The organism is Sulfitobacter mediterraneus, from assembly GCF_016801775.1.
Classification (GTDB): domain Bacteria; phylum Pseudomonadota; class Alphaproteobacteria; order Rhodobacterales; family Rhodobacteraceae; genus Sulfitobacter; species Sulfitobacter mediterraneus_A.
Window position 1 is genome coordinate 288,385 of sequence record NZ_CP069004.1, and the last position, 13,160, is coordinate 301,544.

At 59.1% G+C, this 13,160-nt stretch carries 19 protein-coding genes, 1 tRNA gene and 1 other RNA gene; 12 read left to right on the forward strand and 9 right to left on the reverse strand.

Annotated elements, in window-relative coordinates; translation table 11 throughout:
- Positions 1-7: 7 nt before the first annotated feature.
- Both JNX03_RS01315 and JNX03_RS01320 read right to left on the reverse strand, forming a co-directional pair.
- Positions 8-1,141 carry a polysaccharide biosynthesis/export family protein gene (locus JNX03_RS01315; RefSeq protein WP_203210682.1) on the reverse strand — a complete coding sequence of 378 codons (1,134 nt, stop codon included), beginning with the start codon at positions 1,139-1,141 and terminating at the stop codon, positions 8-10.
- Positions 1,142-1,257: 116 nt separating this feature from the next.
- Positions 1,258-2,550 carry a capsule biosynthesis protein gene (locus JNX03_RS01320; protein ID WP_203210683.1) on the reverse strand — a complete coding sequence of 431 codons (1,293 nt, stop codon included), beginning with the start codon at positions 2,548-2,550 and terminating at the stop codon, positions 1,258-1,260.
- A gap of 137 nt (positions 2,551-2,687) precedes the next feature.
- Here JNX03_RS01320 and JNX03_RS01325 point away from each other — a divergent pair, with 137 nt between their 5' ends.
- From JNX03_RS01325 to JNX03_RS01350, 6 genes are all read left to right on the forward strand, one after another.
- Entirely contained in the window at positions 2,688-3,281 is a 594-nt protein-coding gene (locus tag JNX03_RS01325) for a riboflavin synthase (RefSeq protein ID WP_203210684.1), read from the forward strand.
- On the forward strand, positions 3,278-3,853 hold the full coding sequence (locus tag JNX03_RS01330; RefSeq protein WP_203210685.1) for a hypothetical protein: 576 nt from the start codon (positions 3,278-3,280) through the stop codon (positions 3,851-3,853). Before JNX03_RS01325 ends, JNX03_RS01330 begins: the two co-directional genes overlap by 4 nt.
- Positions 3,854-3,964: 111 nt before the next feature.
- Positions 3,965-5,089 (forward strand): 3,4-dihydroxy-2-butanone-4-phosphate synthase, encoded by a 1,125-nt coding sequence (ribB, locus tag JNX03_RS01335; RefSeq protein ID WP_203210686.1) that lies wholly within the window; start codon positions 3,965-3,967, stop codon positions 5,087-5,089.
- Between the two features lie 5 nt (positions 5,090-5,094).
- On the forward strand, positions 5,095-5,646 hold the full coding sequence (locus JNX03_RS01340; RefSeq protein WP_203210687.1) for a 6,7-dimethyl-8-ribityllumazine synthase: 552 nt from the start codon (positions 5,095-5,097) through the stop codon (positions 5,644-5,646).
- On the forward strand, positions 5,643-6,125 hold the full coding sequence (gene nusB / locus JNX03_RS01345) for a transcription antitermination factor NusB (protein ID WP_203210688.1): 483 nt from the start codon (positions 5,643-5,645) through the stop codon (positions 6,123-6,125). Before JNX03_RS01340 ends, nusB begins: the two co-directional genes overlap by 4 nt.
- Positions 6,126-6,179: 54 nt before the next feature.
- Positions 6,180-6,473, forward strand: coding sequence for a hypothetical protein (locus tag JNX03_RS01350; protein ID WP_203210689.1), 294 nt, complete (start codon positions 6,180-6,182; stop codon positions 6,471-6,473).
- A gap of 14 nt (positions 6,474-6,487) precedes the next feature.
- Here JNX03_RS01350 and ssrS read toward each other — a convergent pair.
- The 3 genes from ssrS to JNX03_RS01360 all read right to left on the reverse strand — a co-directional run bounded on the left by ssrS (position 6,488) and on the right by JNX03_RS01360 (position 7,425).
- Positions 6,488-6,642: non-coding RNA, 6S RNA (ssrS, locus tag JNX03_RS20705), on the reverse strand.
- A gap of 43 nt (positions 6,643-6,685) precedes the next feature.
- A complete protein-coding gene (locus tag JNX03_RS01355) occupies positions 6,686-7,108 on the reverse strand; it encodes an SRPBCC family protein (protein WP_203210690.1) in 423 nt (140 codons plus the stop codon).
- Complete coding sequence (locus JNX03_RS01360) at positions 7,105-7,425, reverse strand: ArsR/SmtB family transcription factor (protein WP_203198683.1); 321 nt, start codon at positions 7,423-7,425, stop codon at positions 7,105-7,107. Before JNX03_RS01360 ends, JNX03_RS01355 begins: the two co-directional genes overlap by 4 nt.
- Positions 7,426-7,661: 236 nt before the next feature.
- Between JNX03_RS01360 and JNX03_RS01365 the strand changes: the two genes are divergently transcribed.
- Positions 7,662-8,132 (forward strand): MmcB family DNA repair protein, encoded by a 471-nt coding sequence (locus JNX03_RS01365; protein ID WP_203210691.1) that lies wholly within the window; start codon positions 7,662-7,664, stop codon positions 8,130-8,132.
- Between the two features lie 3 nt (positions 8,133-8,135).
- Here JNX03_RS01365 and JNX03_RS01370 read toward each other — a convergent pair whose 3' ends face one another.
- Positions 8,136-8,324 carry a DUF6324 family protein gene (locus tag JNX03_RS01370; RefSeq protein ID WP_203210692.1) on the reverse strand — a complete coding sequence of 63 codons (189 nt, stop codon included), beginning with the start codon at positions 8,322-8,324 and terminating at the stop codon, positions 8,136-8,138.
- 81 nt (positions 8,325-8,405) lie between these two features.
- Between JNX03_RS01370 and JNX03_RS01375 the strand changes: the two genes are divergently transcribed.
- Together JNX03_RS01375 and JNX03_RS01380 are read left to right on the forward strand one after the other, a co-directional pair.
- Complete coding sequence (locus JNX03_RS01375) at positions 8,406-8,888, forward strand: GNAT family N-acetyltransferase (RefSeq protein WP_203210693.1); 483 nt, start codon at positions 8,406-8,408, stop codon at positions 8,886-8,888.
- 66 nt (positions 8,889-8,954) lie between these two features.
- Positions 8,955-9,031 (forward strand) — tRNA-His (locus JNX03_RS01380).
- Positions 9,032-9,151: 120 nt separating this feature from the next.
- Here the strand turns inward: JNX03_RS01380 and JNX03_RS01385 are convergent.
- Both JNX03_RS01385 and JNX03_RS01390 read right to left on the reverse strand, forming a co-directional pair.
- Positions 9,152-9,781, reverse strand: a complete 630-nt coding sequence (locus tag JNX03_RS01385; RefSeq protein ID WP_203210694.1) for a hypothetical protein — start codon at positions 9,779-9,781, stop codon at positions 9,152-9,154.
- A 137-nt stretch (positions 9,782-9,918) separates the two neighbouring features.
- Positions 9,919-10,206 carry a DUF6476 family protein gene (locus JNX03_RS01390; protein WP_203210695.1) on the reverse strand — a complete coding sequence of 96 codons (288 nt, stop codon included), beginning with the start codon at positions 10,204-10,206 and terminating at the stop codon, positions 9,919-9,921.
- Between JNX03_RS01390 and JNX03_RS01395 the strand changes: the two genes are divergently transcribed.
- The 3 genes from JNX03_RS01395 to JNX03_RS01405 all read left to right on the forward strand — a co-directional run bounded on the left by JNX03_RS01395 (position 10,205) and on the right by JNX03_RS01405 (position 12,800).
- Positions 10,205-11,236: an RluA family pseudouridine synthase gene (locus JNX03_RS01395; RefSeq protein ID WP_203210696.1), complete on the forward strand. Its 1,032-nt coding sequence runs from the start codon at positions 10,205-10,207 to the stop codon at positions 11,234-11,236. The two genes, JNX03_RS01390 and JNX03_RS01395, sit on opposite strands and share 2 nt — an antisense overlap.
- A gap of 182 nt (positions 11,237-11,418) precedes the next feature.
- On the forward strand, positions 11,419-12,315 hold the full coding sequence (rpoH, locus tag JNX03_RS01400; protein WP_203210697.1) for an RNA polymerase sigma factor RpoH: 897 nt from the start codon (positions 11,419-11,421) through the stop codon (positions 12,313-12,315).
- A gap of 215 nt (positions 12,316-12,530) precedes the next feature.
- Positions 12,531-12,800: a DksA/TraR family C4-type zinc finger protein gene (locus JNX03_RS01405; protein ID WP_203210698.1), complete on the forward strand. Its 270-nt coding sequence runs from the start codon at positions 12,531-12,533 to the stop codon at positions 12,798-12,800.
- Positions 12,801-12,804: 4 nt separating this feature from the next.
- Here the strand turns inward: JNX03_RS01405 and JNX03_RS01410 are convergent, their stop codons facing one another.
- A complete protein-coding gene (locus tag JNX03_RS01410) occupies positions 12,805-13,158 on the reverse strand; it encodes a YbaN family protein (RefSeq protein WP_203210699.1) in 354 nt (117 codons plus the stop codon).
- Positions 13,159-13,160 lie beyond the last annotated feature (2 nt).

Consider the following 13,160-nt stretch of genomic DNA (forward strand, 5'->3'; position numbering starts at 1 on the left):
TCAGGGGTTATTCGCCAGTGAGCGATGTCAGGCTGGCCGCAGATCCGGCTGTGCCTGTGATGGCCGAGATGACCTTGCTCCACTGCGTGAACGGTGCCTCTGTCACATAAAGTGTATCGCCGTCCCGCACCACAAAATCGCGGGCCATGAACATGCCGTTGGGTTTGGTCAGGTCCAGAACATAGACCATCCGCTGTGCGCCCTGAAAATCGTTGCGACCCAGCACTTGCCCGGCAATCTCTGCCGGTTCGTTGCGGAAAATGAACACGCCGGTCGGATCCGCCGAAGACGCGCTCAGCCCGCCAACCTGTGCGATACCTTCAAGCGCGGACAGATTTTGCGACTCAAAGGGCACCTGCGCCTGGCTGCCGGTGGCGCCCAATGCGGTGAAGGACCGTGTGTCTTCTTCGACAAGGATGCGATCTCCGGCACGCAATGCGATGTCCAGTTCGGGATGATCGTACAGATCCTGCAACCAGATTTTGCCGCGCATCTTGCCGCGGATCACCGTAATCTGGGCAATCTCGGGTTCGATCGAAACACCGCCCGCACGGGCCATCATGGTGCCCAAGGTGCGCGTCGGCCGTTCAATCGCATAAACGCCCTGCGCCCCGACCGCCCCGATCAGCGAAACGGTTGAACCATCTCCGGCGGCGCGGCGCACTTCGACCTGTGGGTCAGGGGTCTGTTCGCCCAGTTTGGTGGTGATGATACGGCGGATGGCGTCAGGGGTATTGCCCGCCGCCTTGATCCGGCCTGCATAGGGGATAAAGATAAAGCCCGCGCCATCAACCTGCACTTCTTCGAGCAGGGTCGCGGGGGAGCCTTCGACGCCCAGAAGCGGATCGTCAACGTTTTCATAGACCGTGATGCCCAGAACGTCGCCAGGACGGATCGTGTCAGACCCAAGCGGAGCTGCGCGTTTGAACTCTTCAGAGAAGCCCAAGGCCGGGGTCAGGGCCGTGGCGCGGGTCACGCGGTCATTGACGGAGACGACAAAGGCGTCGCCTTCCTTTTGCACGGATCCTGCGAAAATCTGGCGTTTGTTGGGGCCGACCTGCGGCAAACCACAAGACGAAACAACGGCCAACGCCGCGATTGCTGCGATGGGGTGCGCCCACCGGAAAGATACGGATTTCACTGCCCGGTCTCCTCGACCTATTCACTTCTGCCTCAGTATTCGCCGGTTTTTTCGGCGTAATTGCGGCCAAGCTACCGCAGTTGTCTGTAAAAATCTAGCGTGCAGAGGTGCTTGGCTCAGGTGACGATGCGCAACTGTTGCCTTGGGGCCGCGGTACCCTGATCAAAGGCCTGATAGGGATCCTCGCCAGCAAGCATCATATCCACCACCAGACGCAGCAATTGCCGCCGCCCCTTGGAGGAATAATAACCCCCCGGAATTTGTGAGGTTTCAAGAAGATAGCGGCGGTAATCTTTGTAGGCGCGGCTATCGGGACGGCTTGGCCCCTTGAAAAACTCTGGCAGGGATTGATCTGAGACAAACTCGGGCTTGGCATAGACCGCATCGCCAAACACCTTCAGCGGAATGCCGCGCCAAAGAGCCTGCTGTCCGGCGGTCGAGTTGACCGTGACAGCGGTGCGGGCATCGTCCAAAAGTCGGGCCAGCTTACCACCGCGGACAAAATGCACCCGGTCTGCGACACCGGCTGTCCGGGCCAGACGTTTGATATCGCGGCGTACGGGCACGCGGCCGTCCTCAAGCGGATGCGCCTTGAACACCAGATGATGATGGGTCGGCGCCCCCTTGGCAAATCCGTCGATTACCAGCGCCAGAAACTCCGTCATCGTGCCGAAGGGCGAATGCATCTGGAATGAGCTGTCATGTTCCAGTTGCAGCAGGGCCAGATGATAGGGAAAGCCGCCGTTTCTCACCCGCCAGGTGGCCAGGAACCGCTGTAACCAGATCACCGGCATCAAGAGCAACCGTTTGAGATAGAGTTGGAATTCCTTCGATACGGGCAAACTGCGATGGGGGCGGAAATGCCGGTACTTGCGGTTCGCGAACATAACGAACCAGTGATAGGCGGCCCCGTAAAAGATGTGTTGGCGCATGTCGCCCCAATGGCCGGGGGGCAGGGGCGCTTCCATGTCGGATTGGGCCATGACGCTGCGCATCTGGTCGATGCTCATCCCCATCAGATGCGAATTGCCGTTGCTGCCGCCCCGTTCGTAAGTGACCCAATAGGGCCGCATATAGCCTTCCTCAAAGACATGCACCGCAATGCCTGCCGCCTTGGCCGCCGCAACAGCGCAGGCATGGATCGGGCGCGTGTCGCCATATAGCACGATGTCGGTCACAGATTTTTCGACCATCAGATCGGACAGGAAAGGCTCCCAATCGTCACTGGGCGCGGAAAACGGGATATAGCTGGCCTTGTCGCGCCAAAACGCCTGATCCCCCGCATTGAATCCGACCCGCCAGACCTCAGCGCCCGCAAGGCGCAGCATCCGGCCAAGCCTGTCAAAGAACGGCCCGTGTGGCCCTTGCAGGAACAAAAAGACCCGGTTTTGGCAATCTTCAGAGGACATTCTGCCCTTTCATCTTTGCATGCCATATTTTTAATCAGGATATGGCCCCTGTCGCAACAACACTGTGCTTTCACTTGCCTGTACCACAGGTGAAGGTTACGGAAAGTTAACGACGATTGCGAAAAAGAGGAAAACCCATGTTCACCGGGATTATCACCGACGTAGGCGAGGTTATCGCGCTGGAGCAGGAAGGCGATCTGCGGGCGCGGATCAAAACCGGCTATGACACCTCCGGCATTGATATGGGCGCCTCTATCGCCAGCGACGGGGTTTGCCTGACGGTCGTGGATCTTGGGCCAGATTGGTATGAGGTTCAGATCAGTGCGGAAACGGTCGAGAAAACCAACATTGGCGGCAATGGCTGGCACAAGGGCAAACGGCTGAACCTTGAGCGGGCCTTGAAAGTCGGCGACGAGTTGGGCGGGCATATCGTGTCGGGCCATGTGGACGGGGTGGCCGAGATTGTCGCGATGCAGGACGAGGGCGACAGCACCCGTGTGACCCTGCGTGCGCCTGCCGATCTGGCCCGGTTCATCGCGCCCAAAGGGTCTGTTGCGTTGAACGGCACGTCCCTGACCGTAAATGAGGTGGACGGTTGCGATTTTGGCATCAACTTCATCCCCCACACCAAGGACGTCACCACATGGGGCGATGTCAAAGTGGGCGATCAGATCAATCTTGAGATCGATACGCTGGCCCGCTATGTCGCGCGGCTGGCAGAAATGTCGTGACACCGGGTATCGGGCATAATCAGGGGCCAAGCATGGAGCGCGGCCAGAGGTTCCGCGCCTTCCAGTGGAAAAAGGCGCGTGAGGCGGCGATGCCCAAGACCATGCCTTTGATGGTGGTGCGCATGCATGTGCGGCGCGCCCATGCGCTGGGGCTTGATTATCCGACATATGCCTCAATCCGCAAAGCCAGCGGTCGTGACATTATGGGCTTGTTGTTCTCCTCCAACGCGCTGCGCGTGGTTAAGGCATCAGAGCCGCAGATGCCCTTGCCACGCAGTGAGGCCGTCTCAGCCATCGAAGGTGCACAGAAACTGGCGCTCGTGCATCGGCCCTTGCATGCGGGGCAGGTGGCGCAGGCCAATCCGGCACTGGATCATGTGGATGCGGCGCCAAAGTTCACAGACAGCTGGTCAGACATGCGTGATCATCTGGGCAGGGTGATCACCAGCCGCAGGCTGGTTTCGGATCAGGTGCTGATCATCGGCGACACCACGTTTGAGCGAGATTGGAGCGCCGCCGCCCGCGCCGCCGGATATGTCGATGCCGCGCGGTATTTCGGCGCGGGCGCTTGAGGGCAAATCCGCTCTATTTTGTTGGGCTTTGACGGCAGTGATGCTGCGGCACCTCTGGCCATCGCCGGGCGCTTGAGCTATGTGCGGGCGAGAACGGCGATAGGATATGTCATGAATTTTGAAACACCCGGACCGGTCGAAGAAGGGCTGGCAAGCGCCATTGCCCCGATCGAAGAGATCATCGCAGAGGCCCGCGCAGGCCGGATGTTTATTCTGGTTGATCACGAGGACCGCGAAAACGAGGGCGATCTGGTGATCCCGGCACAGTTTGCGAATGCCGATGCAATCAATTTCATGGCCACCCACGGCCGCGGCCTGATCTGTCTTCCGATGACGGCTGCACGGATTGAGACGCTGGAACTGCCGATGATGGCGGTCAACAATTCCTCCCGCCACGAGACCGCCTTTACCGTCAGCATCGAGGCCCGCGAAGGGGTCAGCACCGGCATTTCCGCTGGCGACCGTGCCCTGACCGTGGCCACGGCCATCAACGAAGACCTCGGCGCGGCGGACATCGCCACCCCCGGCCATGTCTTTCCCCTGCGGGCCCGTGACGGCGGCGTGCTGGTCCGTGCGGGTCACACAGAGGCCGCCGTGGACATCAGCCGCCTTGCCGGATTGCACCCCTCCGGCGTGATCTGCGAGATCATGAAGGAAGACGGCACCATGGCCCGCCTGCCGGATTTGGTGACCTTTGGCGCAGAGCATGGCCTCAAGATCGGGACGATCAGCGATCTGATCGCCTACCGCCACAAGCATGACAACCTGCTGGTAGAACGCGACCGCCGCACAGTAACCTCCGCCTATGGCGGGGAATGGGATATGCGGATTGTCGCGGACGAGATCACCGGCACCGATCACGTTGTCCTGACCAAAGGTGACATCAGCACCGATGCGCCTGTGCTGGTTCGGACCCATGCGATCAATGCACTCGAAGATATCCTTGGACTGGGGCCCAGCCCTGCGGACGAGCTGCCCCGCGCCATGCAGATTATCGCGGACGAAGGCCGAGGCGCAGTGATCCTGTTCCGCGATCCATTCCCGCGCCTGCGTCTGGACGACGACGAAGAAGACGCGCCGCGCACCGTCAAACGCACTGGCCTTGGCGCGCAGATCCTTTCTTCCATGGGGCTGCATCAGCTGATCCTGCTGACCGACAATCCCGAAACCCGTTATCTGGGCCTTGATGCCTATAACATCGAAATCGTGGGCACCCGGCCCATCACGGCGGAGTAATTCACATGGCAGCAACCGAAGATCACACCGTTCTGGCGCGTCCCAGCTTTGACAAACCGCTGAAGGTTCTGATCGTTGTCTCACCCTATTACAGCGATATCGCGGGCGGCCTGCTGACCGGTGCCAAAGCCGAGCTTGAGGCGGCAGGGGCCAGTTACGAGGTGGTCGAAATGCCGGGCGCGCTGGAAATCCCCACCGCCATCGGCATCTCGGACCGGCGCAGCAACTTTGACGGCTATGTCGCGCTGGGCTGTGTGATCCGGGGGGAGACCACGCATTATGAAACCGTCTGCAACGACAGCTCTCGGGCGCTGCAATTGCTGGGCCTTCAGGGGCTGTGCATCGGCAATGGCATCCTGACAGTGGAAAACCGCAGCCAAGCCGAGGTGCGTGCCGATCCGGGCGGGCAAAACAAGGGCGGCGGTGCGGCGGCAGCGGCCTTGCATCTCATTGCGCTCAGCCGTAAGTGGGGCAGCCAAAGCAAAGGCATCGGTTTTAAACCGCTGGGCGCTGACACGCTTATGGCGGGCGATACGGACGGAAACACACACGCATGACCCAATCGGCACCCGGCCTGTCCGGCAACCAGAAACGCAAGATGAAATCGGCATCGCGGCTTTATGCCGTGCAGGCGCTGTTCCAGATGGAACATTCCTCGCAGACCATTGACCTCGTGCGCCGCGAATTTATCGAACACCGCTTTGGCGCTGTCTATGAAGACGGCGAAATGCTGGACGGCGATCTGGATCATTTCTCAACCGTGCTGGAAACCGCCGTCAACCATCAGGCGGCGATTGACCAGATGACCGACCGGGCGCTGGTGGCAAAATGGCCGATTGCGCGGATCGACCCGACATTGCGGGCCCTGTTTCGCGCCGCTGGCGCTGAACTGCGCGGCAACGACACGCCGCCGCGTGTGGCGATCAAGGAATATGTCGACATCGCAGGCGCGTTCTTTCCCGATGGCAAAGAACCCAGCTTTGTGAACGCGGTCCTTGATCATATGGCCCGTGAGGCCCAGCCCGAGGCATTCTGACACCTTTTGACCCTTAGGCAAAATGGGCTAGTCTTCATTGCAGGAGGACTGCCCATGCCCGTGATCGTTCGGTTCTACATTCAACACACCATCATTGGATTTGTCACCTCAGCTGCATTCATCGCGGGGCTGCTCTATTTCAACGTTGCCAACCTCTGGCACCTGATCAGCACCTCTGACATCGGGCTGCTGGCCGGGTTTTTGCTTTGGTTTTTCAATGGGATTGTCTTTTCAGGGGCCCAAACCGCCGTGGCCGTCCTGTTGATGAGCGAAAGCGACGAAGACGACGGACCAAAGGGCGGCAAAGGCATCGCTGTGCCGGTTTTGGCTCAGGCACGCCGACCTTGAAATCGGGGGAGTGTGACGGGACCGCACCTGCCGGTCAGCTTTTTATTCCCGAGGACCTGTATATACAGGTGGGCGCCAGATAAATGAACCAGGGCTCAGACAGAGCCAGCTCCCTCGGATTTGCTTAAGGCCACTGGAATGTAGCGTCACACGCACAGGGCAGTACCCGTCACGGACCTTAGGTAGGCCCGTAACGGGGAGGCGGCAAGGGGTCAGTCCGCTTTTTCGTGAATGTGCGCGCGCATCCGCCCGATATGATCGTCCCACCCTTTGTCGAGCGCCAGTGTGAGGCCGAATGCCGCTTCGCCCTGTGGCAATCCGTCATGCTCCAGCGCCAGTTTCGTGCCGCCAGGCACCTCGGTCAGGGTCCATTTGACGGTACTGACCGCATCACCCATGGGTTTGACGGTAAAGGAATATTCCAGATACTCGGGCTTGCGGGCTGACGTCACTTCGCCCCAGATCAGCAAATCACCGCTTTCGGTGCCAAACATTTCCAGCTTTGCCCCGGCGGCCAATGCTGTCTTGGGCGCATGAAACCACTTGGCCAGATGTTCTGGCTCGGTGAGATAGTCCCAGACCGCCGCGCGATCGGCCTCCAGAAAGATGGTTTTGCGGATGTTTGTCTCAGTCATGTCTTGTCCTTTTCAATGGCAGTTTTCAAATCGCTCAGGCGGTCGTCCCAGAAGCCGTCGAAATAGTCGAACCAGCTCAGAACGGGGCCAAAGCCCAGCGGGTTGATGCTGTTGATGCGTTCGCGGCCACGCGGCTCGACCGTGATCAGACCGCCATCACTCAGAACGGTGAGGTGTTTTTTGACGGCTGCGCGGGTCATATCGAAACGCCCCGCAACATCTGCGATGGTCATGTCTTGCTGACTGAGCATCTTGAGAATGTCGCGCCGCGTCGGATCTGCCAAAGCGCGAAAGCAAAGCTGTGCGGGATCGGGCATCGTGTCGGGGTCCTTTTGTGATACTTTTTGGTATCATTAAATTAGAAACCATATGGTATTATGTCAACTCTGGCAAAAGAGCGGCCTCAGAGCACTGTTTTTGCTAGGAAAATTGCCGTTTTTATTAACCGCTGGAAAGCCAGATAGCCGCTGCTAAGGGGTCGAGATTCGGCCTGACACCTTCAGATTCGATAGGTGGCCTTGCAAATGTTCACGTAATGTTCATAAATTGAACCATGGCATATGTTGACCTCTCCCCCGACACACCGACCCCGCAACCCGGGCAATTGCTGGCCCGTGGCGTGGCGCGGCATCTGGTCAGCCACGGCTTTGCCTGCGTTGAGGAATTGGTGCCGGCACGCGGGCTGCGCGTTGATGTGATGGCGCTTGGCCCAAAAGGCGAGATTTGGGTGGTGGAATGCAAATCCTCCCGCGCCGATTTTACATCAGACAACAAATGGCGGGGTTATCTGGAATGGGCCGACCGGTTTTTTTGGGCCGTGGATGATGTCTTCCCGACAGAACTACTGCCGGATGAGACCGGGCTGATCATTGCCGATGCCTATGGAGGAGAGATCCTGCGCATGGGGCCGGAAACCAAACTGGCCCCGGCGCGGCGCAAAGTCATGTTGCAAAAGTTCGCATTTCACGCCGCCCGCAGGCTGCACCACCTGCGCGACCCGGAAATGCGGTTCAGCGACAGCTAGAGATCACCGCTTGCCGCCGCCTGCGCGATGCGCAGCCGCTGTGATTTCTTCGGCAATTTCGATGGCCTCTTCCGGCGTGAAATCCATCGGAATTTCGATGCCGTCACCCTCGACAAAAAGCCGCACCATTCCTGCATCGGTTGGCCCGATTTGCAGGTTTGCTTCGATATCGCGTTCGGTGTTGATACCCATGTCACTCTCCGGTCTTGCTGGGCGATATCGCTATCCTGCCCGGCCTTGAAAGGCAAGCGGACTGCGGCGCAGACTACACCGATGGACAAGATAGAGATTCGCAAGTTTACCCCGCAGGACCGGGATTGGCTGCATGAGCAGCACAAAGTGCATTACGCCACTGAAGAGGGTTTTGATGACAGCTTTGGAGCGCTGGTCGGCTCGATCCTCGATGATTTTATAGCAGATCACGATCCAAGCTGCGAGGCCGGCTGGATCGCATGGCAGGGGGGACAGCGGCTTGGCAGTGTATTCTGCGTGAAGCTCGACGAACAAACCGCCAAACTCAGGCTGTTCCTGCTGGTGCCCCAGGCCCGCGGCACCGGACTGGGCCGCCGGATGCTCGACACCTGCATGGTTTTTGCCCGCACCCAAGGCTACCGGAAGATGCAACTGTGGACCCACGAATCTCACCGCGCGGCAGGGGCGCTCTATGCCAAGGCGGGTTGGGAATTGGGAGAAACCAAGCATGTGATCTCATTCGGCAAGGAAAATGTCGAACAAACCTGGCGGATTGCCCTCTAACTTCTCAATTGATCGGGCGCTTAGGGTCTTGCAATCTTTGGGCACGGCAGCTAAATCCGCCCCAGTGCCGCCTTAGCTCAGTAGGTTAGAGCGCCTGATTGTGGATCAGGAGGTCCCCCGTTCGAGCCGGGGAGGTGGTACCACCCTTCACCCCCATCTGTAATTTTTGCGCCTTTCTGGCCCTAAATATTCCGGGGGTTTGGGGGCTGGCCCCCATATGCGTCCGCCGCAGGCGATACCTTTTGGCTCAAGCAAAGCCGTCTTCAAGCCTCAAATCCAAGCCGGGGCGCTGCTGCAATCCCCGTTCCGGCGCCTTGCACGGCCCCCAAAACACTGTCCGTCAGCGCATTGACAGGCAAAAGCCGTTCCATCGCCGCCTGATACTGCCAGCATTTGTGAATATAGACCTGCCGCGCGGATGTGCCGCCGTTCAAACGGATAGGTTTCAGCGTCCGGCTGTAGCCGTCTGCATTGGCGGGTGCACCTGGCCCATAGCAGGCCAACAATGGCGCCTTCAGCCGGACAGCGTTGATATAGGAAAGTTGCGCGGGATCCCCGCCGTACCATTCATGCAAAAGGGCCAGAACGCCATGCAGCGCCGAAGCCCCGGCAGAACGTCCCTGAACAAGAGCGCTGCCGTCCACCCCAAAATGGTCGCTGATCCGCCGGTACTCGAAGGGTGTAAACCACCAAGCGCCGAAATCGCCGGGCGTATCCCTCTTGTTCAGCACCGGCTTATAGAGGCGAAGCAGAACAGCATTTGCCGGCAACGTGACCACGATGGGCCGTTCTATACCGCCGCCGCGATGGCCTGACCTGTCAAAGCCCAGGGCCCCCAGTTTTGCGTCCTGGCTTGCTTGGCCATCTGGATAATCGGCATCGTTGATCGGCATTGTAACGTCCTTCGCACGGGCCAAAGGATAATAGACTGATTTCCCTGTAAGGTGAAATGGCCTGGACTATTCGCCTGCGGCGGGCGTGCATGGGGGCCAGCCCCCATACCCCCGGAGTATTTAGGGCCAAAAAGGGTTCAGGGGGTGATCGTCACCGTTTGGCGGAGTGTTCCGGTCAGGCGATCATAGATCAGGATCTCGTCACGGTTGGTGACAATGGCGTACCAATCGGGCCCTTGGGTGAAGGCAACAGCGCTGGCGCCTTCTGGCAGCGCGATTTCCTGGGGCAAAATCGGGCTATTGCGGTTCAGCCGCGTGACAAGCAGGCCAATCACCACTAGAACCCCGCAAATCATTACGGTGGTCAGCACAGTTACCAGCCGCCGCAGAAACCGCAGATTTGCAGGCTCAATCGGATCATCCATGTCACACCGCCTTGTTACCTTTGTTTTTGGCGAAGCGCCGCCATCCCGTCTTGATAAGGCGCTGGCGCGGGATGTGCCAGAGGATGCAAACCTGTCACGGACCCGCATGGCGCGTCTGATTGAGGCCGGCTCTGTTCAGATCAATGAACAGGTTGTGCAAGACCCCCGCGCCAAGGTGGCCGAGGGGGACCGGGTCGCCATCGCGGTGGAGGAGGCCGAGGACAGCCATATCCTGCCGGAGGCGATCCCGCTGGACGTGATCTTTGAGGATGACGATCTGATCGTGATCAACAAACCCTCCGGCATGGTGGTGCATCCTGCGCCCGGTACGCCGTCGGGCACTTTGGTCAATGCCTTGCTGGCCCATTGTGGTGACAATCTGTCCGGCGTTGGCGGTTTGAAGCGCCCCGGCATTGTGCACCGGATCGACAAAGAGACCAGCGGTCTGCTGGTCGTGGCCAAATCGGATGCCGCGCATCAGGGTTTGGCCAAGCAATTTGAGGCCCATTCGGTGGAGCGCTATTACCGCGCAGTTGTCTACGGTGTGCCCGATGCCAATGATCCGCGGTTGCGCGGTATCAAGGGGGCGTCCTTCGAGCCGGGCAATATTCTCAAGCTGACCACGCAATTGGCCCGCCATAAGACCGATCGCCAGAAACAGGCGGTGCTGTTCAACGGTGGGCGTCACGCGGTGACCCGGGCGCGGACGGTGGAACGCTTTGGAATGCCCGAAGTGATTGCCCTGATGGAATGCTGGCTTGAGACCGGGCGCACCCATCAGATTCGAGTGCATATGGCGCATGCGGGACACGGATTGGTCGGCGATCCCACTTATGGCGGCAAGCGCAAGTTGCCCAAGGCGGCCATGCCCGAAGCCGCAGCCGACCATGTGCGCAACTTTCCGCGTCAGGCGCTGCATGCGGCGGTTTTGGGATTTGAGCATCCTGTAACCAAAGAAAACCTCCGGTTCGAAGCGCCATTGCCACTGGATATGCAGGATTTGCTTTGTGCCTTGCGCAGTACGTCCTGAGCCAGATGTTGCGAAGTGCACGAGCCCGTGAGGACACGGTAACGTAACTTATCTTTCACATGTCTTATGCCAATATTAACGCAACAAGCGTAAAGACAGGGTCTTGAAACCGCCGATACCGCTACCATATCTATGTTAAGCTCATAAACATGAGCCCCGAAACAATGGGGAAAGGGACAAAGATGGCCAATTATGCAAACTTACCGGCACCAACACCGGAAGGCGGGCTGAACCGCTATATGCAGGAAATCCGCAAGTTCCCGCTGCTGGAGCCTGAAGAGGAATATATGCTCGCCAAGCGCTGGGTTGAGCAGGAAGATACCGAAGCCGCGCACAAGATGGTCACATCACACCTACGTCTGGCAGCCAAGATCGCCATGGGCTATCGCGGCTATGGCCTGCCGCAGGCCGAAGTGATTTCGGAGGCGAATGTCGGCCTGATGCAGGCGGTCAAACGGTTTGACCCAGAAAAGGGGTTCCGTCTGGCGACCTATGCGATGTGGTGGATCCGGGCTTCTATTCAGGAATATATCCTGCGGTCCTGGTCTTTGGTCAAACTTGGGACGACCTCGGGGCAGAAAAAACTGTTTTTCAACCTACGCAAGGCCAAGAACAAGATCGGCGCCTTGGAAGAGGGCGATCTGCGCCCCGAAAACGTGAAACGGATTGCAACCGATCTGGGCGTGACCGAAGCCGAAGTGATTTCCATGAACCGGCGGATGTCGGGCGGCGATGCGTCACTGAATGCGCAGGTCGGCTCTGACGGTGAAGGCACGATGCAATGGCAGGACTGGCTCGAAGACGAAGACGCCGATCAAGCGGGTGATTACGCCGAGAAGGATGAGCTGGAGACCCGCCGCGAGATGCTGGCTGAGGCTTTGGATGTGCTGAATGACCGGGAAAAGGACATTCTGACCCAACGCCGCCTGTCGGACGAGACCATCACGCTCGAAGACCTGAGCAGCCAATACGACGTCAGCCGCGAGCGCATTCGGCAAATTGAAGTCCGCGCCTTTGAAAAGCTGCAAAAGCGGATGCGCGAACTGGCCAAGGAAAAAGGGATGCTTGCCAACGCCTGATCCCGGCTTGAGCTGAAAGAGACGCCGCCGTCTGCCAATGGCAGGCGGCGGACTAGAGATCAGACGCGCCGTCAATTTCAACGAAGGCGCCAAACGTCCCCCAACCGCTTTTTGGAAACCGTCCGGTTCCGCAATGAATTACCCGCAGGCTTATCAACCTTGGCGGCTGGGCAAGGGTGACGTACCGTAGGGCGAACAATCAGCGGGAGCATGTCATGGCAGGCGGATGGGCAAAAGACGGCGCGGTGAGCGAACAGATTGAGGCGTCGATCAACGATGAACTGGCCCGTCTCAAGGCCCGCAAACAGCCGCAGGGCGAGAGCCTTACACATTGCGCGGAATGCGAAGAGCCGATCCCGGAGGCGCGGCGAGTGGCCCTTCCGGGGGTAAAGCTATGCATCGATTGCGTGCAGGAACGGGATGCCCAGTTCAAGGCGCGGGGCGGGATCAACCGGCGTGGATCGAAGGACAGTCAGTTGAAGTGAGGGGTCAATTCGGCCGGCTGAGGACATAGACCGCCGCGCCCGACATGCAAATCGCCTGAATGACCAGAAGCACAATTGGCAAACCCAGCGCCAGACTAACGGCGAAGGTCAGTGCCATCATCACCACGGCAATCGCCTTGAAACGCGGGGCAATTGCCCCCCGCACGCGCCAGTCCTCCAAAATCGGGCCAAAGATGTGATGACCATCCAACATCGCCGCCAACCGCGGTGACCCTTTGGTGAAACAGAACGCCGCGAGGATGATGAAGGGCGTGGTTGGCAATCCGGGCAGCACAACGCCAATCGCACCCAATGCAAGGGCGATAAGTCCGCAGGCCGTCCAGATCAGTTTGGTCATTC